Source organism: Parasphingorhabdus pacifica (assembly GCF_054779195.1).
In genome coordinates this window covers 596,598-619,064 of sequence record NZ_BAAGYS010000006.1, presented here as the reverse complement: position 1 = coordinate 619,064, position 22,467 = coordinate 596,598, and the positions used below count along the sequence as shown (strand labels likewise).

Annotated in this window: 16 protein-coding genes and 2 pseudogenes; 8 read left to right on the top strand and 10 right to left on the bottom strand. The window is 63.3% G+C overall.

Annotated features, from left to right (window positions below; genetic code table 11):
* Positions 1-266: 266 nt before the first annotated feature.
* On the top strand, positions 267-1,166 hold the full coding sequence (gene hisG / locus ACYVAN_RS08940) for an ATP phosphoribosyltransferase (protein WP_460957623.1): 900 nt from the start codon (positions 267-269) through the stop codon (positions 1,164-1,166).
* A 387-nt stretch (positions 1,167-1,553) separates the two neighbouring features.
* On the opposite strand, the gene ACYVAN_RS08935 is transcribed toward hisG, so the two are convergent.
* Both ACYVAN_RS08935 and ACYVAN_RS08930 read right to left on the bottom strand, forming a co-directional pair.
* Positions 1,554-1,676 carry a hypothetical protein gene (locus tag ACYVAN_RS08935; protein WP_460957808.1) on the bottom strand — a complete coding sequence of 41 codons (123 nt, stop codon included), beginning with the start codon at positions 1,674-1,676 and terminating at the stop codon, positions 1,554-1,556.
* Between the two features lie 75 nt (positions 1,677-1,751).
* A pseudogene (locus tag ACYVAN_RS08930) lies at positions 1,752-2,108 on the bottom strand (SDR family oxidoreductase); the annotation flags it as partial.
* Between the two features lie 729 nt (positions 2,109-2,837).
* On the opposite strand from ACYVAN_RS08930, the gene ACYVAN_RS08925 reads away from it, so the two are divergent.
* Positions 2,838-3,602: a DUF2637 domain-containing protein gene (locus ACYVAN_RS08925; RefSeq protein ID WP_460957621.1), complete on the top strand. Its 765-nt coding sequence runs from the start codon at positions 2,838-2,840 to the stop codon at positions 3,600-3,602.
* A gap of 322 nt (positions 3,603-3,924) precedes the next feature.
* Here the strand turns inward: ACYVAN_RS08925 and ACYVAN_RS08920 are convergent, their stop codons facing one another.
* A complete protein-coding gene (locus ACYVAN_RS08920) occupies positions 3,925-4,071 on the bottom strand; it encodes a hypothetical protein (protein WP_460957619.1) in 147 nt (48 codons plus the stop codon).
* Positions 4,072-4,074: 3 nt separating this feature from the next.
* On the opposite strand from ACYVAN_RS08920, the pseudogene ACYVAN_RS08915 reads away from it, so the two are divergent.
* Both ACYVAN_RS08915 and ACYVAN_RS08910 read left to right on the top strand, forming a co-directional pair.
* Positions 4,075-4,185 (top strand): annotated as a pseudogene (locus ACYVAN_RS08915) (tyrosine-type recombinase/integrase); the annotation flags it as partial.
* 568 nt (positions 4,186-4,753) lie between these two features.
* Positions 4,754-5,137, top strand: a complete 384-nt coding sequence (locus ACYVAN_RS08910) for a tyrosine-type recombinase/integrase (RefSeq protein ID WP_460957618.1) — start codon at positions 4,754-4,756, stop codon at positions 5,135-5,137.
* A gap of 254 nt (positions 5,138-5,391) precedes the next feature.
* Here the strand turns inward: ACYVAN_RS08910 and ACYVAN_RS08905 are convergent, their stop codons facing one another.
* The 5 genes from ACYVAN_RS08905 to ACYVAN_RS08885 are packed head-to-tail and all read right to left on the bottom strand — an operon-like array spanning position 5,392 to position 14,336.
* Positions 5,392-6,501, bottom strand: a complete 1,110-nt coding sequence (locus ACYVAN_RS08905; protein ID WP_460957616.1) for a hypothetical protein — start codon at positions 6,499-6,501, stop codon at positions 5,392-5,394.
* 7 nt (positions 6,502-6,508) lie between these two features.
* The gene (locus ACYVAN_RS08900) at positions 6,509-10,960 is read right to left on the bottom strand and encodes a hypothetical protein (RefSeq protein WP_460957614.1); all 4,452 of its coding nucleotides are present in this window, start codon (positions 10,958-10,960) and stop codon (positions 6,509-6,511) included.
* A 10-nt stretch (positions 10,961-10,970) separates the two neighbouring features.
* Positions 10,971-11,759, bottom strand: a complete 789-nt coding sequence (locus tag ACYVAN_RS08895; protein ID WP_460957612.1) for a hypothetical protein — start codon at positions 11,757-11,759, stop codon at positions 10,971-10,973.
* The gene (locus ACYVAN_RS08890) at positions 11,756-13,747 is read right to left on the bottom strand and encodes a hypothetical protein (protein WP_460957610.1); all 1,992 of its coding nucleotides are present in this window, start codon (positions 13,745-13,747) and stop codon (positions 11,756-11,758) included. Before ACYVAN_RS08890 ends, ACYVAN_RS08895 begins: the two co-directional genes overlap by 4 nt.
* Entirely contained in the window at positions 13,737-14,336 is a 600-nt protein-coding gene (locus tag ACYVAN_RS08885) for an RNA polymerase sigma factor (RefSeq protein WP_460957608.1), read from the bottom strand. The genes ACYVAN_RS08890 and ACYVAN_RS08885 overlap by 11 nt, the downstream gene beginning before the upstream one ends.
* A 386-nt stretch (positions 14,337-14,722) precedes the next feature.
* On the opposite strand from ACYVAN_RS08885, the gene ACYVAN_RS08880 reads away from it, so the two are divergent.
* The 4 genes from ACYVAN_RS08880 (at position 14,723) to ACYVAN_RS08865 (ending at position 17,610) form a co-directional block, all read left to right on the top strand.
* On the top strand, positions 14,723-14,878 hold the full coding sequence (locus ACYVAN_RS08880; protein WP_460957606.1) for a hypothetical protein: 156 nt from the start codon (positions 14,723-14,725) through the stop codon (positions 14,876-14,878).
* A 315-nt stretch (positions 14,879-15,193) separates the two neighbouring features.
* Entirely contained in the window at positions 15,194-16,012 is an 819-nt protein-coding gene (locus ACYVAN_RS08875; protein WP_460957604.1) for an IS5 family transposase, read from the top strand.
* A 108-nt stretch (positions 16,013-16,120) separates the two neighbouring features.
* Positions 16,121-16,792: a sigma factor-like helix-turn-helix DNA-binding protein gene (locus ACYVAN_RS08870; RefSeq protein ID WP_460957602.1), complete on the top strand. Its 672-nt coding sequence runs from the start codon at positions 16,121-16,123 to the stop codon at positions 16,790-16,792.
* A complete protein-coding gene (locus ACYVAN_RS08865) occupies positions 16,789-17,610 on the top strand; it encodes a SigE family RNA polymerase sigma factor (RefSeq protein ID WP_460957600.1) in 822 nt (273 codons plus the stop codon). Before ACYVAN_RS08870 ends, ACYVAN_RS08865 begins: the two co-directional genes overlap by 4 nt.
* Before the next feature lie 1,017 nt (positions 17,611-18,627).
* Here ACYVAN_RS08865 and ACYVAN_RS08860 read toward each other — a convergent pair.
* Positions 18,628-20,043, bottom strand: a complete 1,416-nt coding sequence (locus ACYVAN_RS08860; RefSeq protein ID WP_460957598.1) for a Shedu anti-phage system protein SduA domain-containing protein — start codon at positions 20,041-20,043, stop codon at positions 18,628-18,630.
* A 751-nt stretch (positions 20,044-20,794) separates the two neighbouring features.
* Positions 20,795-22,150, bottom strand: a complete 1,356-nt coding sequence (locus tag ACYVAN_RS08855; RefSeq protein WP_460957596.1) for a hypothetical protein — start codon at positions 22,148-22,150, stop codon at positions 20,795-20,797.
* Between the last annotated feature and the right edge of the window lie 317 nt (positions 22,151-22,467).

Here is a 22,467-nt window from a genome sequence, read left to right as displayed (position 1 = left end):
TTGCAGAGGCACCGCTTGCGATTCGCGTGCGGCGGGCTGCTCGCCGTCTATCGCGAGGCTACATTCGCGATTAGTCATCGACTATTGAGAGGGCCGGGTGGGCGCATCCGGCTTCCACCAAGCACGGGTCCTGCGTCCTGTTCGCTGAATAAGGTCGACGTCTTCGCCGTCCGATGGTGGTACCCCGTCTGAGGTACACAACGCGTCGCCGCCCTCATTGCGCAGTCAATCAGTTTCGCCGCCGTTCTGATTCAGGGAGAGAAGGAATGCTGCGTCTCGCAGTACCGAACAAGGGCGCGTTGAACGGGCCTGCGGCCTCGCTGCTGGTCGAGGCAGGGTATCGAGTGCATCGCGACGGCAAATCGTTATTCGCGATCGATGGCGACAACGCTTTGCAGTTCGTATTCCTACGTCCGATGGACATTGCTCGGAACGTCGGATCGGGCGTGCTCGATGTCGGGATCACCGGGCAAGACCTGATCGCTGGAGCGGGGACATCCGAGCACGTTACCGAGCTCCTCGAGCTTGGCTTTGGCAACTCGGCCTTCTACTTCGCGGTACCGTCTACATCGAGTGTGACCGATGTCGGCGACCTCGATGGTGCGAGCGTGGCGACTTCTTTCCCGGACATCGTGCGCGCTTCCGAGAACATCGGAATAAAGCTGGACCTTATCACCTTGGACGGTGCTGTTGAGAGCGCAATTGAACTAGGTCTCGCTGATGCCATCGCCGATGTCGTCGAAACTGGTGCCTCGCTGCGGGCAGCTGGATTAGTAACGATCGGTGATCCGATCATGACCTCGCAGGCGGTGCTCGTACGTGGCCAGCGGACATTGCCAGATGCGTCAGAGCAAGCAATTGAGGTGCTCATCGCGCGGTTGCGTGGTGTCCTGATAGCGCGACGGTACGTGATCATGGACTACAACTGTCCGGTAGCTGCACTTTCTGATGCGCGCACGATTACGCCGGGCATGGAATCGCCGACCATCTCTCAGCTCGACGACCCCGAGTGGGCGGCGGTGCGGGCGATGGTGCCACGCGGCGGCGTCCAGCACGTCATGGATCGCCTTTGGAAGACTGGGGCACGAGCCATCTTTGTCACGCCACTGGAAGCGTGCCGACTTCAATACGAGAGTCTGTCAGCTGATCGGTTTAAGTGGTTCTGACACGCCGAGTGTGTTCGGCGGGAAAGATTGTGGTGACCGATAACGTCGAGTCTACGGCCTCGTTGACTAGTCAGAAGTATGGAGTTGGGGCTCGTGATAAGGGTGTGGAGCACCAACGGTGCTGACACCCTCCCGGATCCACCGCACGGCGAGGACGACGATCCGCTGTGAGAGGAGGTGTACGGCTCGACGCCGAACACCGGAACCTCTACCAGGACCCGATCTCCGCCGACACACTCTGCCGGAAGCTCGGCATCCGTTCATAACGAGCCCGCGCCCTCACCCGCCGCATACGGCAGCAACGCCACCTCGGAGCAGTGTTGGCAACGGAATAGGACTCGGTCTCACTCGGAGTGCTTGCGGGCATGGCGCAGTGCTCCTTCCTGGTCACTTGCCGCTGTAGACAGGGAAGGCGCTGTGCTCGCCGTAGTCCCGCGCCTCCAGGTGTTGCAGGATGTCCATGTCGTCGGCGGAGATCTCGAAGTCGTGGTTCTCTGATCGGGAATCCATGGTCGCCAGGTTCTTTCCGCTGTACCTCAGTGGGTGCGGTAGCCGCGTCGACGGGCAGTACGCGAAACTCGCTGCCGGGCTGCACAGCCACAGGACCGCGGGGCGACCTCGTCGGGCTGGCCGAGGCGGCCGATGGGCTGCTGCGTGATGATCTCGGCTATCGGCTCGGCCTGGCCCTCGAGCATGCGACCATCGGGTCTCGGCGACGCCGGGGCAAACGGCGTTGATGCGGATACCGCTGCGCGCGTACTCGACCGCGGCACGCTCGGTGAATCCGATGACCCCGTGCTTGGAAGCGTGGTAGGCGGCGCGCTCGGGCAGACCGACCAGGCCGCCGAAGCGAAGGAAGATCGTGAGAACTCGCAACGACGGACCGGTCGTGCAGTGCCTCGTGGTTGGCCAGTGCCCGGCTAGGAAATTGCCTCCTCCCACACAAGGAACGCGTGCTTGCTGCGATGCTCACCAACTGGCACCACCTGTCGCCCACCCGTTGCCGCACCTTTAACTGATCGAGTTGCAATCCTCTCCAGCCCCGGAGGGCTAGCGATCATCTACGCCGCGATGTCGCCGTACCTGGCCTCGCTGCGCGCATCAGCCTCAGCGAGCACGCGGGACACGCGACTCGCAAACGTCGCTGAACGTCCCACCAAGCAGTCAAACCCCCGCCATCGACCGTTCGGAGCGATCTCAGCCCCTGGCTCCCGGGCGCTACCCGGCGAAGTCGACCCGCCGACTCAACACCCCACACCGCGTGCTCCGCCCACGCCGCACGACTGGTTGTCACGGCGGAACCTCACCATGTGACGATCGGGACCGCTCCGACGCGTTCAGAGTCCCTGAACCCGCCGGAGCAGTTCAGAGCACTACCGTGTCAAGGTAGTGAGTTTCCCCTGGTCAGCAGGGGTTTCGTGGCTCACCGCAGGTCAGCGGTCCTTGTTCCTCCTCGTTCCGACGGGATGCGACGCGTTGCCGCGTGTTCCCGTCGCCAGGAAATCGCCACTTGATCTTGGCCAACGTGGAGGATGGTCACCTTGCCGCACCCACTTTTCGGCTTGCCTCATAACCCTTTCATGCGACGGTACGAGCCGCGTAGTACTCGCGGAAGGCCTGCCGACCCGCGTCACGCGCACAGCCCAGCGGCTCGGGAGCAGGTAAACCTGAATGAGTGATCGCCCACCTCCCCGTATCCGCGGCGATGTGTCGTTGCGTCTGCAATGCGCATGCACCCTGCTGGTCGCTATCGGCGCGGCCTACGTGTCTTACCGGCATGGACATCAGTTCGCGCTGCGATATGGCGCCGATAAGACCACAGCGGCTCTCTGGCCACTGGTCGTCGATGGTCTCCTGCTGACCTCCACCATCGAACTGTGGAAGACCCACGATCACGGGGCTGCAAGCCAGTGGAAGGCGTGGTTGTCGTTCCTGCTCGGCATCGCTCTGTCCCTGTGCGCCAACATCGCCTCCGCCCCCGAGCTCAACGCCTTCGCCATCGCCGTCGCCGCCTGCCCACCCTTCGCACTCCTGCTCTCAGTCGAGCTCCTCAACCAAGGCCTCAAACGCCACCACGCCACCCCGGGCGCACAGCCCGTCACCGCTGAATCCCAGAACGCAGACTCCGAACCGGATCAGAACGACCCGGCGGCAACCACTGGTGAGGTGCCAGCACCGAGCACGGGCACGAACAACATGCCTGGCCACAACGCCAGCAGCGTGCCTGTCGACCCGCCGTGCTCTGCTCTCGATGACCCGCTCGGTGCCGAGGCATACCGCCTCGACGCCCACCACCGGAACCTGCACCAACGACCGATCTCAGCCGACAGCCTCCGCCAACAACTCCACATCGGCTCACGCCGCGCCCGCGCACTCGCCCACCACATCCGCCAACACCACCAACCGAGCACTCCCTCACCCGCCACCAACCAGTGATCAGAGGTGACCGCGGACAACGCAGTACGGAGTAGATCCGGCAGTCCCCGCCCCTACCCGGCCACATCGAGACTCGATCGTGTCCTGCCGCCATCCGAGCGACAGGGCGATGGGACGGACGAGTGCAACCCCATCACACGTCAGAAGTTCCACCGTTCCCTCCAACCCGGACCGGACCAATCCTTGGTTGATCCACAGGGCACGAACGGGACAACACAGACAGCGAAAGGAGCGCTTGGTGGGGTATTCCAGGTTGCGTCACAACAAGCAAGGTCAAGCGCGCTACACCGCCTACTACTGGGACCTGCGCGGCCGGGCCCGCTCAGCAGGCACCTTCGGCCGTAAACGCGACGCCGACCGCGCCTGGCGCCGAGCCGAAGCCGGCATCACCGAGGGCCGATTCCTCGACCTCACCAGCGGGCGTCAGCGCTTCGACCGCTACGTCACCGACGCCTGGTTCCCCGGCCACGTCATGGAAACCAACACCCGCCAAGGCTACGAATACACCCTCCGCAAATACCTCCTGCCCGAATTCGCCCCCATGCGCATGAACGAAATCGCCCCGAACCACATTCGCGGCTTCCTTGCCCGCCTAGGCGCCGACGGCGCCTCGGCACACACCCTGACCCGCTGCCGCACAGTCCTCTCAGCGATCTTCACCACCGCACTCAACGACCAGGTCATCTACTTCCACCCCTGCACCGGCATCACCACACCCACCGCCCCCAAACGCCCACTGCGCATCCTCACCCCCGACGAATTCACCGCCATCATCACCGGCCTCCACGACCCGCGATGGCAACTCCTCGCCGAACTCGCCGTAGAAACCGGCGTCCGATGGGGCGAGCTCACCGAACTACGCACCCACGATCTACACCCACAAACCCGAACCCTCACCATCGCCCGCGCCGTGGCAGAAACTCCACGCCGCACCGCCCGGAACACAACGCTTCATCATCAAGAACTACCCGAAAAGCACCGAATACCGGCAACTCCACCTCAGCCAACCCCTCACCCGCCAACTGGCCACACACATCCACCAACAGCACCTCGCCCCCGACGACCTCCTGTTCGCCTACCCAAACCACCGCGACGAGACAGCCACGAACACTTCACCAGGGCAAGACGACATCGACAACGGGCACGGCCGCATGTCGCGCTACAACCGCGGATGCCGATGCCCCGGCTGCCGCCACTCCTACACCCACTACCGCCAACACCGCCGCAACCACGGACACGACCACCCCAGAAACAAGCGCACCCGCGACACCGACGGCCACCTCCCCCGCGACTGGTTCCGCACCCAAATCTGGTACCCAGCCCTCGCCCATGCCGGCATCACCCACCACATCCGCATCCACGACCTCCGCCACACCAACGCATCCTGGATGCTCGCCGGAGGCGCCGACCTCGAAACCGTCCGCGAACGCCTCGGCCACTCAAGCCTCCGCGCCACCGAACGCTACCTCCACACCCTCCCCGAACGAGGCAACATCGCCATCACCCCACTCAACACCATCCGCAAAACCGCCTGAAGAACCCGACACGCATGGAATCCAAACAGCACTCCGACTCGGCGTTTGGCCGCCCTACCGGGGGCGCGCAGCACTCACATCATCCGACGGATCGTAGATCGTGATCAATTCGGCTGGCGCGTACTCACCAACGATCTCGAAGACAGTCTCGATCGCGGCGGCAACCAAGTAGTGATCCTCGACCGGCCTGGCCGGAGAGGAGACGGTTTCACTGGAACCTCGTGGCCAAGACGGAGCGCCCGTTCACGATCCGATCAGCGTAAGTCTTCGTGCCAATCTGTCGATGTTGTCAGGTGACGGAGGCCGACCCACTCCTGTGCTAGTCGATTACCTGCGGCGAGCAGTCCGGTTGCAGAGGCGCGGTGGGCACGGTCGAGCCACCCCAGATACGGTTCGGCTCGTTCTATGGTTGCCTTTTCGCGTGACGGGGAGGGCCGTCCTATCATGAGGAGTGCGTCGTAGAGGCGCGGCGCTGGCACCACCGGCGGCAAACCGCGGTCGTGAGCGACGGCTGCGGCCTGGGCGGGAATACGAACACCGCTGAGATCCAGATCACCGAAGTATCGCACTTGGGTGATGCGGTGGCGTTCCGCGATGGACTGGACCGAGCGAATAAAACTAGCCCCAAGCCCCCAGGCGACGTAGCCCACGCGATGCTTACGCGGTTCAGGTAGGGCCTTGACGATCGAATGCCAAGTGGTGCTGTTCTCCAAGACGAGAAGGAGATCACCGGAACCGACTCTTTGGTAGCCGCCCCCTGTCTCCTCCAGAACGGTCTCGGTAAGCAGGGGCGGAGGAACTCGATAGGTGCGCAAGACCGCCATCAGCCTTTCTTCCTCGCCAAACAGTACGGCAGTAGTCTTGGCGTCCAGGGTCTTCTCCGCTTCCGGGTGACATTCTGGGGATCCAAACGTCGCGAAGACGTCGAGGCACCGCTCTCGAATAGGTACCCGAGTACGATCCACGCCGCTCTTAAGCCACCGATTGACCGCCACATAGCGTGCGCGACGCAGTGGGTTGGCTGCCTCCCAGTGATCGGCCAAGTCATACAGCTCCCTGTGCCAGATCGGCATGTCTGGAACTTCGCTCGACCCCGCGGAAGCGACCGCAGTGAGGTGGAATCCACGGGCCAACGGGACCTTCTCCCGGTTGGTGGAACGCATCGCCCGCAGCACTCCCCTGTTACGTAGAATGTCTACGCAAGCGGCCAATGCAGCTTCCGGCTGAGTATCGTCCGTCCTTCCTTTGGAGGCCTCATAGAAGGCGCGCCGCACCTCGTCCGCAGTGACCTTTGTCGAGCGAATTCCCTTCCAACCTCTTGCATTCGCCCATCGGACCAACAGATCGTAGGTGGCGTCAGCCACCCGCTGCTCATTCCTCGTTGTCACGTTGGCGCTCCTTCAGTGTGACCCGACTGGCAGACAGTCGCGCCGTGTCGTCAGGCTCGGTGAGGGAGTCCAGTACAGCTTTGACCCGTGTATCGACGGAGAGGTACTTGCGTCCGGCACGCAGGTCTGCGTCGTTGCGCAACCGCACGATCAGTGGGAAATTGCCGAGGGCCTCTGCATCGAAAAGTCCGGTTGTGTAGACGAGTTGGACGCCTAGGGCGGAGGCCACGGCACGCTGCAAATCGAGCAAGTACGACGCTGACGCACGGCCGATAGGGTTGTCGAGGAACAGGACGCCAGAGTGTCGCTGGTGTGCCTTCCCTTGGTTGTTGGCACGTAGGGCAGCGAGAGTGCAGTACAGCATGATCGCGGCGGTGAGATGCTGGCCGCCGGAGAATACGTCGTGGACCTCGGAGACTCGTACCCGCTCGGTTCGGAGCACTGCGTCGGGTTTGAGCATCGTTACCTTGAAACCGCGCGGAGCTGCCGATCGGACTCCGCGGAGAAGAAGACTCATTCCGTCCCGCTTGGCCGCTTTCCCCTGCGCGGCTTCATCAACCACTTGGGCCAGTTGCTGGGTCAGGACCTCGCCTTCGGCCGGTTTGAAGACAAAGCGCAGGAACTCCTCTCCCGCCCAGTCACCGAGCCCGGCGGGCAGACGAGAAAGCCGCTGAGCTTGGCGCAGGGTACGGAGGGCGTTCTCAACCATTCCTTTCAAGCGTCCAATGATGAGGGCGCGATGCCGGTCGCTTTGGGCGAGATCCTCTGTCAGTGCACGCAACCGTGGCCGGAGCGACGCTGACCAGGTCTCAGCGTGCTGCGGGAGCTCGCTGGGGGGCACGGTGGTGATCTGGGTGCGTGCGGCGGAGACGAGCGTGTGGAACCTGGTCTCGGCCACCGCGGTGCGCAGGACATCCACGGTCGTGTTCACTAGTTTGAGCGCTTCGCCACGTTCCTTGCGAGCCTGCTTCAGTGCTTGGGCCAACTCGATGTGGCGTTGCCACGCGGTATCGGGGTCGCCATCGTATGGCCTTTTCGTCTCGATCTGAGAGTCGGTCCGCAGGTCATCAGCCGTAGCCAAGGCATCCGTGATTCTGGTGAAACCGGCGAGAATTTGATCGGTTCGATGGAGCGACGATGCCATCACGGCGAGTTCGTTCTCCTTAACGGCCACTGCCGCCTCTACCTCGCGACATGCGGCCTCGGCGTCGCTAAGGAGCTGTTCGGCGTGCCCGATTCCTAGCGGTTCTACGGCTAGGACGACAGGCGAGCTCGGCGCTGGCAGATCGACAAAACGCGCCTTGCGCTGGCCTAGTGTGCTCACGGCAGCGTCACGGGCTTGGGCCGCGTCAGACTGACGGGCTTTGGCAACATCGAACGCCGCGGCTCGTCCGGCGGCATCTGCGCTCTCAGGGGTTTTCAGCAGCTCCTCAGCTCGAGCGCGAGCCGACTCGGATAGACGGTCGACGCTGGCCTTGGCCTCGGACGCTGCCTTGGTCGCGGTGGCAACTTCGGACAGAAGATCGGACCCGACCTGGGCTTTGAGGTAGGCGATCTCGGCTTCGTGCAAGAGTCGACGGAGGACCGGGAGCGGTTGTGCAGGGGCCTGCGCTCCGCGGTCGACTAGGCTATCGCCACCTGCTTGGACGATCTCCTCACGGAGGCGTACGACTGTCGAGCGGTGCTGGTCAGCAGCGCGCTGGTGCTCACTTGCCTCCGCACGGCGTCGATCTCGCAGCGCGCTCAGTTCGGCAGCGCGTTCGCCCTCGAGGTGCTCGGTTTTTCGGGCAGCCTGAGCTTCCTGCCTCCAATTTGCGGCGTCAGCGACCCGCGCACGCAACTTGCCTGCGCGCGTGGCGCGGGCTTCGGCTTCGCCAGCATCCCGCGTGAGACTGGTGAGGACACTTCGGGCCTGCTCTCGGAACCGCTTGGCTTCCTCGAGAGCATTCACACGACTACGTACCATCTCCCGCACCGTGGCTAGGCCCTCGGTGGCGGCGCTCAGCCGTCCGGTCAGCTCGCCGAGCCGGCCAGGCGGGTACTCCTCGCGCCATTGGAGCAGCCGCGCTCTAAGGCGCTGATCCCCGACATAGCGGTCATTCAGCTCAGAAATCTGGTGCTGGCGTTGCTCGTATCGCTCGTTGATGCGTACGCTCTCTGCTCGGGCTGCCTGGTGGTCGTAGAGCGCCTGGTTCGGTAGAACGATGAAGCCGGCGTCGACGGTCGGGATCAAGTCGAAGTGTTCGTCGGGGTCCAGGTCAAAAGACTGGGTACTGGCGATCGCAACGAGACGAGTGGGTTCGTACCCGCGCTCGGCAACTAGCTGGCGGGCCCGGTCAAGATCACCCGGGTCATTCAGCAATACCCCTGCGGCTAGGTGTGGAAGTCGTGTGACGAGCTCGCGTCGTGTGTCTGGGTCGGGAAAGTCGGCGAGAACATCCCATCCGCTGTAACAGCGGACCTGCTCGTCCCTGAGCAACTGGACAAGGTCCTCAACCTCAGGCGGTGGTGGGTAAAGAGCGTCATCGCCGCTTTCAAGAGCGAGCCGAGCCCGTTCGTCAGCGGCCTCTGCTACCCGGATCCCGATGCGGTCACGATCGACGGATGCCAGAGCTTCGGTCAGTGCTTCGACGAGCCGCTCGGCGTCGAGTTCGAGCGCGACCTCGTCACCCTCAACCAGCTCCATTAGTCGTGATTCGGTGGCCAGAGCGCCCATCGTCTCCTGGGCACGTGAAATCGCGGCACTGGCCTTGTCGTGTTCCGCCACGGCGGTGCTTTCCCGACTGCGGGCAACGACAAGCGCTGCTTGGGCGTTATCGACTCCCTCGTCGATTTCGGCGAGCCGCGTTTCCTGCTGGGCAGCGGAGGCGGCTGCGGCCCGAGCTGTCTCCGCCAAGGTGTCGGCTGCGGTGGGTACCGATTCTGCGTCCTGGATTAGTCCGTCGCTAACCGCCGAGGCCACTTCGGCGTCTACCTCGGCGATTGCACCGTCGAACCGCTCCGCCGTGGCGCGGGCGTTGGCTCTCGCCGTGATGGCTTTGTCCAGCTCATCTTGTTTTTGTTGGGTTTCCTGGATCAGTCGGGCGGTCTCAGAGTCCTCCACGTTCACTTTGTGCCGAGCGTGGTCTTCTGCGTCGAGCAAAGCGCACACGAGCTCACCGGCACGGGTGTCACGAACCCGCAAGGCCGCGGTCTCCGCGTGCCGCTTTTCTCGGAGCACGTCCCGTAGCTGTCGGGCGGTCTGGTCCCTGACCGTCCAGTCGATCAGCGGACCAGTGGCCTCCCATGCTTCCACTAGAGCGGTCGCGTCACGTGCAGCCGAGTCGGCGGTTTTAAATGCCTCCTCCGCCTCCTCCATGCGGAATCGAGCAACTCGCCTCGCCAGCTCGTCCTGCACGGATTTTGCACTAACCTGATCTTTCCGCGCGGACTCGACAGCCACCTGAGCTTGATCGAGCTTGCTTTGCTGGTCTTTCGATCGCGCACGCTCCAGTTTGATTCGTGCCATAACTGCAGCCACAAACCTGTCCCGCTCAATTTCGCGGGAAGTCACACGCTGTTGTGCTGTCTCGGCCGCGGTGTGCCGCTCGGCCAGCGGTGCGAGGTGGTCGAGCACGGCTGCAACGAAGTCGCGTTCGAGTTCGAGTGCGTCCCGAGTGGACAGTGTGCTTGCGTATTGCTCTAACGACTCAGCCAGAGTGGTGACGTCCGCAGTCGGCGTGACTGCCTTCAGCAAAAACTCAATAAGCGCTTCGTCGCTGGCAAAGGTAAACGTCTCGGCGGCTTCTCCCTCACCAGCATTCATTCGCCGCTGGAATTCGAACAGCTCCGGGTCGAGGCCAAGAGCGACCAGGCGGTCCGCCCATTTTCCATGCCGGTCTGCCCAAAACAGTTCGAGGGAGGGGTCGTGGTCGGCGAGCTCGTTCAGCCGCGCCTGAAACTCGCTGGCGACGAGATTCTCTCCGTCCTCAGCGAAGGGAAGAGAGGCGATTCCAGTGGATGAGGTGGGACGTAGCGAGTACCACACTTCGGCCAGTCCGTCCTCAGCGGCGTTCTTACGTGCACGCCACTCTGACACCTTGCCGGTGATGAGAAGCCTGCCGGTCTCGGTGTGCATCCATTCCAAGACGACGTGGGCGACGTCACCACGCTCAACGAACTTCTCGAGTATACGGGTATTGGACGTGCCCACGATCTGACGTTTGCCGGGCAGCATGACCGAGAAGATGAGTTTGATCAGGACCGACTTACCGCCGCCGTTTTCCAGAAACAGCACGGACGCGGCAGAGGGCCGGAAGACGCCGCCCTCGTCGAGCAGCGTGGGTTGTGCGTGTTGCACTGGTTTGCCTGCCTGGGACAGATCAACCGTGACATCCTCGTACCGTGCGCCGGGCGGGCCGACCGAGTACAGGCGGACACGAGACAGTTCGTACACGTGGATTCCTTCAGTCGTCGAGCGGATCGCCGGAGTTGGGGGCGACCAGGGTCGCGCCCGCCATCGAGGTCACGGCACCAAGTGCAAGCATTTCCCGGAAAGCGGCGTGCGAGGCCAGCTCGCGCACGTGCACCTGGTAGCGGTGCGTGGTGCGATAGACCTCGTCGATCTCCTCCCCGACCTGATGCACGAGCCCTCGCTCCGCGAGGTACTTCAAGGCCCGCCGAATGATTTGACGGGTCGTATCGGCGTTGGCCCTGTTGTCCTTGGTCGACGCGACCTCGGGCCTACGCAAATAGGCCCGCCATGCCCGCTCGAGTTCTCGGTCTTCTGCCAAGGGGTCAGCTGTGTCAGCGACGCGCTCGTTAAGCAGCCGACATGTCTCGCGGACGACCAGATCGACTTGGTCAACCGACACCCGGCCGATGTAGGAGTCGTTAGCTAGGTCGTCCGCGCGAGGAAAACCGAGGGCGGCGATGGCGAGGTGGGCAATGCCGTGGAGCACCTTCTGGGTGTCGCGCCGCTCCTTGGTAGATATGTGCCTGGCGTAGTCGTCCATCTTGGTCTCGAACACCGACCCTGGCTCTGCGACGAGGACGACTCCACTACGTCCGCCCACATGCAGGACCGCCAGGCCTAGCCCGGTGGCGATGGCTCCAACAAGTCCTGCGAAAACGTCGTCTTGGGTGTAGCGGCGTACGAGGTCTCGGTAGGCGACGTCGCGGTCAGGCAGTTGTTTGGGGCGCATGCCGAATGCAATCAATTGGGCCGCCTGTTCGGCGTCACCGGCGTGGGTCATGCCGTTTCTCCAGGGGCGTCGGCGCTGGTGTTGTCTTGAGTGATAGCGATGTCGGCGGTTTCTTCGGCAACAACGAGGCCCGCACTTGTCACGAACAGGTCGTCACCAGTGGCGGTACCCCGCGGACCGGAAAAGGTCGCCCCGGCGGGGACCGCGACGAGTACCGCAGGGGGCTTCTTCCCGCGCGCTGACTCGAGCGCTGGAGCGAGCGCATGGGAGGCTCTGAGAACGACCAGCGCGGGCAGATCGTCGTCGTGCTGCGCCGCCTCCGCAACGAGGTCGCCAAGCGAGCGGACCCGACCGGGCAGGTCAAGGAGTTCGTCGGCGAGTCGCCAATGTTCCTCGGTGAACCGGGGGTCCTCAGGAACGCCCTCAGGGCTTGGGTGCACGACCGGGCCGGCAGTGCGCTGCGTTTCAACGGGTGGTCGTAGCAAAGTCGAGACCAGGCCGGGAAGGGTTACGACCTCCGGCGAGGTTAGACCAGCCACAACACGGAAAAACGTTGTCAACGGGCCGACAGCGGCGCTGACAGGCAGGTGCAGTATCGGTTCGAGCAGCTGTCCGTGCAGGTTAATCGCCGAACGTTGCGGTGGTCCGGAAAACTGCTGGCGGTCTTGCTCCGCCCGGAACACTGAGCGCGCGGTCTGCAGTCTGGCTTGCAACTGGACATGCCTGCGCAGGCAGTCCTCGACTACCTCGACCAACTCGGCCGCGTGGCGTTTCCGCTCCGCCTCATCGGTCGTGTCGCGAGCCTCGGTGATGCTGGCATGGATGCTGTGCTCGACGCGCACTCGGTCTTCAACATGGTCGAGTGCACTGTTGAGCATGGTGGGCAGTTCTTCCTCCCAGTCGACCAGGAGCACGTCCCGTTGAGTGGCCTCCAACCGCCTGCGTAGCGTCTCCCCGTACTGGACCGTGCGGTATCGCGCCTGTTCAGCGGCAGATCGGGCGTCGGCCAGCTTCCCCCTGTCGATCAGGTTCTTCAGCTTGACCTCGGCGGCGATCTGCGCGGATTCGACATCGGTGTCGAGCGCGCCAATGAGCACGGTGATGGCCTCGTCGCTGGCCCGCAGTGAAAGCGACCCCGCCGGACCAGGAGCTTCCTGCACGATCTTGAAGTAAAACGGCTGACGTTGGTACCGGCCCTCAATATCGATCTCCCCGTAGACTTGATAGAAGGTCCGGTCGACCGTGCCAACATTGATCAGCCGTTCCAGCACCCACCTGGCTACCCGCTCGTGCTCATGCGCGGGCCGGTGAGGCGCCTGGTTTGCCACGAACGGCAAGACCTGTCCCACGATGTCGTCATGGCTCGCGCCCTTATCGAAATCCATTGCGATGGTCACCAAGTCGATGGTCCGCAGCGCGATCTCGGCCATCTGATAATCGGCAGGGTCGAGCCACTCAAGCATCGCCTTACGGTTGTCAAGGTCGTGCAACGGTGCCGTGCACGCAAGCGCCTTAAGCCTCCTGGTGAAGCCGGGATCCGCGCTAGTGCCCGCCATCGACTCAGGAACGCTGGCCGATTCGGGTTCAGGTTCAGCAGCTTCCTGGATTGGGCCAGGCCGGGCCGGCGGCGTCTCCCCCAGTTCCGCATAGCAGCGCGCAGCGATGTCGGCAGCCCCGTAGTAACCTTCAGCCTCGGCCGCTAGGCACCATTCCAGGGAATCTCGATACGCACCGAGCCGGGCATAGCAACGGGCCAACCGCAGTGCCGAGTCACCGAGCCGAGCCTGGGCGGCAACTTCGTACCCGGAAACCGCAGCTGCGTAGTCACCACGCTCCTCAGCTTCAACACCCGCATAGAAAGCCTCTTCAGCAGCATCGAAGCGGGCGATGTCGTCGTCGACAGCGGCGAGCTGCTCTGGGTCGGCCAGCACATTCTCGTACCCCTGCAGCACCTGAGCTGCCAAACGTCGAGCAGTCACCTCATCGGTGTGGCTCGTCATCGCAGCAGTATCTGCGGCGAAAAGGTCATCAAGATCCATCGAGACTTCCTTCGTCGGTGTCTTCCAGCCCGTCGACCGCCTGACGCAAGGCCGAGACCGCCTGCCCCACCATCCACCGCACCGTCCCGGCAGGGATTCCCGTCATCGACGACACCTCGGCGGAGGTGAACTTGGCAAGACGACACAGGAGAAACGCCTCAGCGAACCGTCTGGGCAGAGCGGCCAACACATCCTCAGCTACGTAGTAGGCCGCGCGGTCCTGGTCGACCAAGGAGGCGCGGTCAGGGATAGCCCCGTACAACACCTCTCCACCGCGGCCGGCTTGGCGCAACCGGTCATTCGCCGTGTTGTCCGCGACCTTGTACACCCAGCCGAAGGTGATCTCCTTATCCGGGTCTTTATCCCACCGACGGAGCGCCTTGACGAGGCTGTCCTGCACGACATCCTCGGCCGCCCCACGATCGCCCATCTTCCTAGCCATAGGCGTGACGAGGGCACCCCAATACTTCCGCAGGAAACACTCAAGCCACTTGTCCCGCTCGCCACGTCGATCTCTCGTTGTCTCAGGGGGTGTGACCTCCTCCGCATGATCGGCGCGCGACGACTCATCAGGTAGTTCGTCGGTCACCTACCGCTCCCCATCCCTCGCGCGTATCTGGGCATCGCACCCCAGGTGCCCCTCTCGCGTGTGCCGACATCGTGCGGGCCTCCATCGTTTGTGTTCCCACTACTTAGACCCCAGACACGGTGCGAACTGTTGGCGAATCAGCCAAAAAACGCCCGATTGGAAGCACCCGTGTGACGGGATGACGGTTGCTGGAGGCATCAGAACACCTGCAACAGGCTGGGAAAACTTGCCCAATGCGTCTCCCAGACGGAGAACGCTCCCGCGCTGTATTGATCGGTTCGAGCTCGTTCCCGGATCCAGACTTGCCCGGTCCAGGCCCGCACCCGACATAACGTCGAGCGGACCGTCGGTGCGGTCAGGGTCGACGATCCCCGACGAGATGAACCATGCGTGACGGAGGCCGCCAACTGCTCGGCATCGCCCGGACCAGCGTCGACGCCCGCCAGCATCTGGAACCCATCAACACATACGCCGAGGCTCTCAGCGCGAACTGCCGACACGCCCTACCGGCGCTTCCGGTGGAGCCGGGCAGGACAGGTTGAGCGCAGCAGCCACACGATCCTGCGGGCATCGGCGCGGCGTCGTGGATTTTCGGACAATACTGCGCCACCAACCGCGATCAACAGTGGCGCCGTGGAGATCAGGCACGTCAGCACCACCCCCAGCACTGGAACCACCCCCATCACTTTTCCTCCCTGGTTTGGCATTTGGTCAATCTGCCGGAGGCATATGTCTGCCGGCGGGTGGTCGACACACGCCAAGATCTCATCGATTTGCTTAGGGGTCCTTGCAGTTTGATCTTGGTTTGGCATGGTGGGGGTGGGAGTTGATCACGTTCGCTGTGTTGGGGGCGTGGGATGGCTCGTGCGGAGCCGTGGGAGATCAGTGATGAGCTGTGGGCGGTGATCGAGCCGCTGTTGCCGCGGCATGAGCGGCGGTTCCGGTATCCGGGGCGCAAACGCATCGATGACCGTAAGACGCTGCAGGGGATCCTGTTCGTGCTCTATACCGGTATCCAGTGGGAATACCTTCCCCAGGAGCTGGGCTTCGGATCGGGTTCGACGTGCTGGCGTCGGCTGGCCGAGTGGCATCGGGCCGGGGTGTGGGATCGGTTGCAGCAGGAGCTGCTGGACCGGTTGCGTGCGGCCGATCAGATGGATTTTTCCCGGGTGGTGGTGGACTCGTCGTATATCCAGGCCAAACGGGGGCGTGGGAGCCCAAAAGTGGGGCCGAGTCCGGTTGACCGGGCTCGGCCGGGCTCGAAACACCATCTGATCACCGACGCCTGCGGCACCCTGCTCAAGGTCGTGTTCACCCGGGCCGGCACGCACGATGTGACCCAGCTACTGGGCTTGGTCTCCGGTTTGCCCGCGGTCGCGGGCAAACCGGGAGCCCCCAAACGCAAGCCGGGCGCGTTGCTGGCCGATACCGCCTACGACTCCAACCACTGCCGCCAGGTGTTGCGTGAGCAGGGCATCACACCCCACATCGGGCGGCGCAAACGCGATCACGGTTCCGGGCTGGGCCGGTGGCGCTGGGTCGTCGAAGCCGCCAACGCCTGGCTACACGCACCCCGCAAACTCCGCACCCGCTGGGAAACCCGCGACGACATGCACGACGCCCTGCTCCAACTCGGCCACTGCATGAACCTCGCCCGCAAACACCCAGCATTCTGAAAGGACCCCTTAGGCAACGTCTTGCGCTTGCTCGGTCGCCACGCGTGAGTTGGGTGGCACCGTCAGACCTAGAACCGCGCGACAGAGATCCCGACCTGGGGACCGTGGATGGACGAACGCGAAGATGAGCCCGAGGAGGTGCTGCGTGCCGACAAAGAGTTGTACGACCGACTCCGATCGGTGGGCTGTTCAGGGCCGTGGTGGAACCTGCTGGCCAACGAACTCGACCGGTACGCGTGGTCGGCCATGACAGCTTGGTTGAACACCGGGCTGATCGCCCAGAAATGCCACGAGAAGGGCCGACACGTCACGCTGCCTGATGACTGGACGTACCAGGACCGTGAAGATCTCGTGGCCACCACCGTCGCACACGGCCTCGCGCTGTTTCAGCGAGCACTGCAAGCCGATCTCTGGAAGCCGGAGAAAGGCGCATCCTTACGCACCTACTTCGTCGGAGGATGTGTACTGGCCTTCCCCAACGTCCTGCGTCAGTGGCGCAACGAACGGCAACGTTACCGAGACGGCGCCGCTGCGTACGCGCAAGAAAGCGCGGTGCATCCGCCACGCGTTGACCCCTTCGACATCGTCGACACTCTGGACGCGTTGAAGGACCTGACACGAGACGAAAACGGACGCAACCAAGCAATCCTGAATCTCTGCTACGACGGGTATTCACCAGCCGAGATCGCGAACGTGCTGCGCATGACACCAGGAGCCGTCAACACGACGCTACATCGACTGAGACGTCGACGGCGTGACAGCGAAGGGAGGGAGGGATGAAAGAGGAAACCGCGAGGCCAGTCCCACAGGACGAACTCGATTCCTTCGCCAGGGTGCTCAAACGCTCCTCTATTGGGACAGACTCGACCAGGGCGCTCAGACACCGCACCCCACCGGACAAGGCCGAAGACGCTGTCCAGCGTGCCGCCGAACTCCAGTCGACCAGCTTGAACCAGGCACCGAAGCCCGGCACACCCGCGGATCGCGGAAACACGGAGCACTCCACTAAAAACGCATCGCCCGTGACCGCCGGCCTGGGCGACAGGCTGGCGGCGAGCACGCTGACCGACCTCTACCAGGAGCATTACAACCAACTGCTGCGCATCGCGGTCCTGCTGGTGGACGACCGCGCCTCCGCGGAGGACATCATGCAAGACGCCTACATTCGAGTCTTCGAATCACGCTCGCAGCTGCGCGACCTGGACAAAGCGCTGGCATTCCTCCGCCAGGCGGTGCTCAACCAAGCCCGCTCGATGCTGCGGCACCGGACGATCACCAAGAAGTACCAACCGAAGCTCGCCACCCAGGACAGCCAACCGGACGACACGAGACGCGGCATCGATCGCGCGATACTCGCCGACGCACTCGCGCAGCTGTCGCGGCGACAGCGAGAGGCTCTCGTACTGCGCTATTACGCCGATCTCAGCGAGTCCCACACCGCCGAGTTGATGGGCTACAGCAGCGGAGCGGTGAGGGCGTTCTGCTCGCAAGGGGTGTCACGGCTGTCGAGCCTGCTCGGAGCGGGCGCGAAGGAGCACACCACACAGGAGGTCAACCTGCTGCGCATGCAGCTGCACCAGCTGGTCGCCGCATCATGAACCCAACGATCAACAGGATGCGCCGCTCAAATGGAATTGCCAAGCAGCGAGACGGGGCACTCATTCGCAGAAAAAAGTCGGAGAATGCATGCAAGCAAACAACAGATCCGCATAAGCTCGCACAGACAGCAAGAGTGCAACAACGGGCCACTGTTCAGTGGCACGACAACTGGTCAGCTCACAGTCAAACGATCACGGGGACCGACACGATATACCCAACCCGCGCCGACCACCCATAGAGAAACATCGCTGACAAAACGTCAGGTCATGCGCTCGTCTAGATGGCCCCCTGGCGCCGCGCGATCGCAGCTTCGCTTCAAGACAACCACCGCACCGACGCCAGAAGGCGTTCAAATCGCAGTGCACTCCACAACCACGTCACCGTCATAAGATCTCATACACAACACCGCCCCTGCCGGTGATGATCACGGCAGGGCCACGGCGTCTACCGTGAACCGACGCTCCACATGCGTGAGGAGCACGCCTGCGCGAGCTCTCACGCGTATGCACCCGCATCAGAATCCATACGGCCAGCCGAAGGTCCCTCTGGACCTCCCAATACGCGGCGAGTCGCTTACGTGCCCGAGACCGAACTGCTGGCCATCATCTCCGTCGCTACTCAGGTACTCGACGACGAACTGAATGAGAGTGGAGCGTCGTCGCACGGGAATCTGCGCCGCACGCAAGATCGGACGCTCGTCGAGCCAGCAGGGTGATCAATGCTGACCTGCTGGAACGTGCGAGGCTAGAGGATGTCGTCACCGGCCAGAGCACCGGCGGCCGATCTCCGCCGGCACGCTCAGGGAGCGACTTCGTATTGGCGCGGCACGGTCTCGGATGCTGGCGTCCATGATCCGAACCAGCCGGTCCGAGCGAATCGTGCCACTTTCAGAGGATCTGCGTGAGTTCGCACTGTCTTGAGCAATGCCCCGGCCTGAGTGTGATCAATCGCGTTCGAGGCTGTGTTGGGCGGAGCGGTGGCTGCTCGTGAGCTTTGCCGTAGTTCAGCACGCGACGTCAGTGCTCCTCGGCCTCGAACTGCAGCGCTCGTTCGGCGCTGTCGACCAGCTCCTTGAACGTGAGGACCTGCACGCGACTCAGGTGTGCGTTGTAGGAACGGATCGTCTGCTCGATCTGTTCACGAGTCGCTGAGTCGGTCGCACATAGCTCTGGATGCCCGATGACCACCGTGCCTTTCACACGACGGTAGTCATAGACCACGCCGAGTTCGTTGCGATGAAAAGTCTCAAGACCGGCGCCTAGCTCGTCGAGCGCGCGGATGTAGTTCATGCATTGCCCTACCGCCTCATGAACTTCGTTGGAGACAATCAAGTGGTTGCGGTGTTGCTTGACGAGCTGATGCCCTGGTCTTTTGAGCTCGACGATGTGAATACTGCGATCGGCGCAGACGAGTGGGATGTCGTGTTGATCGAGCGGGACGGCATTACGGCGATCGAATACGCCCGTGTAGTGACCACCAAATATCCAGTACCTCCGGCCGATCATCTTCTGGATCTCGGCTTCGGTAGTCGCTGGGTTCAGCACGAGCTCGCGCAGTTCCGCGACTGCCTCGCGGCGTCGGCGGATGACGTCGACATCCACCGCCAGGCGTCCCGCATCGGTCGAGGTGAGGCCCGAGACCACACCGCCCACGTCGGCGAGCCCGGCGAGCGCGCGACCCAGCTCGGACGGGCTGACGTTGAGCTCGGCGAGCAAGCGGCCCAACTCAGCCGCGCTGAGGTTGCGCCGCCGCCTAGCCTCACGCACCTTCGTGATCCGGTCGACCAGCGTCTGCGCGAAGGTGGCGAAGCCCATCTCTGGGTCAGGTTCGCGAACGGTTACGGTCGGCGGGGCGTGAGAAACAAGGTAGCAAATGGCGTCGTACATCCCGTCGCGAACGAGGCGTTGAAGGAAATCCAGCAGTCGGCCTTCGTGTGACTTCAGCGGGCCAGCCGATTCGGTCGCGTCGAGTGGGTTAGGTCGTTGACGTACCGGCGTGGTCGTCGCGGAGCGTTCTTCGAGCAGGAACACCTGTCCGAGTGCAGGTTTGAGCGCTTGCACCGATTGTTGATCGTAACCCCGCGAGATGTTGGTGGTTTGGGCGAGGATTTCATCCATTCTGTTTCGCAGGTTGTTGCTTGACGGCCCGGTATTGGTCGTGACTTCGACCGCAGCGACGGGCACCCCCTCGTCAATGACGACGATATCCCACGGCCTGCGACTCTCATGGTAAGAACCGGGGAGGGTTAGTGGCTGGTCGCGATGGATCGACGCTCGATCCAATCCGCGAAGCACCAGTTCCTCGATGACGGCATCGACAATAGCTTGGCCGCTCGGACCGAGCCGCACTCCGCCAGCCCCACGGGTGCTCAGCCGAGCCTCGTGGGCTTCCCAGAAGCTCTGGACGGCGTCTTCCGCCGGGTGCGATGACACTAGTCCCTCCGACCTTCACGACACGTACCGGTAGCGGACCATCCTGCCGGAGTCGCGATCCGCTGCGCCGAGGTTTTGGACAACCGAGCCCAACCGGGAACTGACGGCGCTTGCACCGGCTGGGACACGGCCGCCCCGTATCGTCCGACTCTTCTCGGTGAGCTTCCCTGGGCGCCATGCGCCCATTGCGGCAGGACAACCGCATAGTGACCACGGCGGCGGAGACGACAACCGTTGCCTCACCGGTCAGGGTAAGTCGCTTGGCGCTGTCCCCATTGTCGCGGTGTGATCGCGCGGGCCTGGGCAGGCGTGATGAGCCATGCTTATGTTTTTGGCTTTGTCCACCTGCTTGTTTATCAGCGAGAGTGATCGCGACGGAGTAGCCGGAGGCGAGCTCGGGTCCGCGAGTAGGCCCTGATAGGCGGCGAGATCTCGGGAACTTGGGACAGCGGGGCCGGAGTGGGTGTGCCACTCTCCGATCCAGACGCTTCGGTCGCGTCCGAAGGCCCAGTCGCCGAGAGCTTGCGCGTGACGGAGATCGCGTTGGGGGAACAGTCAATACCATCCTCCGAGCACGACGAGACCGGCCGACCTGTACCAAGGCGTCCGACCAACCGTTCGACGAGCCGCAGCCGGACCCAAGCGCCGGCAACGAGCCCTAACCTTTGGGGGCTTGTCACGGTTCCCCAGCCACACAGAGCACAGGACCGGCCAACATGCCTGACCGGCATGCAACTACGAACCCCCGCTCTCACTGACCTTCGAGGAATACCGACCGGATCAGGTCGGCAGCGTCGACGACGTCACCAGTGGGCGCCTGGAGCTCGCCTGTGGTGACGGCGTCATTACCGTCCTCGGTGAGAACCCATGTCACGGTCACAGAACTCGCCTCCAAGTCACGAGAAAGGATCACATAGTCGTCCTGATCGCTCATCCAGGGCGTGTCGGGACGGAACGACTCGGGTGTGAGGACAACTTCGGCGTCGTCGCCCCGATTTCTCCACGACACGGGGTAACCGCGCGGCGTGAACTCGAGCGCGCCGGGATCGAATCCCACCCCGAACGGATCCTGCCGACGAACCACCGGCTCGACTACCTTCGTGTAGTCAGCGTCGTCGGCATCGAGGAGGTCGATCGCCTCGCACTCGTGGAATGTCACGATGAGCTGAGGCTTGGCGACGAACCGGCCGCGGCTGACGACCTTGATCCCCGCGCCCGGCAGGACGACGCCCAAGAAGTGCTGTCGACCTTGCGCAATGTGGGCGCTCTTCTCGGCCCGCCAGGCGTCCAGGCACGCCTCCCGTTCCTCGGGCGACAACGGCTTCGGCCTACCGAAGACGCTCTGTACCAGGAACGGCGGCGTGACCGGCCGCGATGCCTGCCCGCGCGGCTTACTAAACCGCTCCTCCTCTGATTCGTACAGTTGTTCGAGCACGTCGTCAACGCGTTTAACGCGGCTGATGACGCCGAGGACGCCGACGAAGAGCTCGATGGGGGATTTGCCGCCGCCACGGGCGCGCTCGACGAGGCCCAGCACCTCACCGGCCCGAGCCGGACGGGTGTTGCTAGCGCCCCGCACGTAGATCGCACCGTCGTCGAGGTTGTCCCGACGATCCTCACCCTGAAAGCTCTTGTGGCACGGAAAAATTCCCTGCCCCTCTTGTGGCGGCTGCGCGATCAGGAACAACACCTCTCGGTCCGCATCGACGCCAATCCTCCCGAACTCGAAGGCAGGAAACTGCGGCCCGAGGTAGGGCCGGAGCCGATCCTCAAGCTCGTGGGCCTCGACGCCCCGCGGGATACCTTGCGTCTGACCTTTCTGCGCACCGATCACCAGAACGGCGTAGCCCTGAAAGTTCCGCACGGCTTCCTGCGGGCGGCGGTTCGCTACTCCCAGGAGGAACTTGGCGACCTTCGCGACACCTGCCGTCTTGGTGAGGTCCAGACTGCTCTTGACCTCCAAATAGCTCGTCTCGGCTTCGTCGCCGAGGACGAGGACGTGCTCCAGGATGCGCCGCAAGGAACGCTCGCCGAGCGGCGGAACCTGCGTGTCCAACACATTAGGCGCCAATTCTGACGGGCTGACCGGGGCATGGTCATCAGGCATACAACGATTATCCCATCCCAAGTTGGCCTCGGGCCCGAATCAACTCACCGATCCGAGAGTGGTGAACCGTTCGGCCGTCTTTCTCCAACGGTTCAGCCGAGTTCGACGGCGCCTTTACGCTCTCTTGGATGCTCGCCACCGAGCGCTACCTCCACACCCTCCCCAACACCCACAACACCGCCCTCACCGCACTCCACCGAACCCGCGACACAAACCCATCCCACACCCGGCAGCCGGTCAGCTCACGATCACCAACCCAGCCCCTACACCACCCGGAAACCAGCACCCCGCAATTCAAAACCGCAGACCAGAGCAGT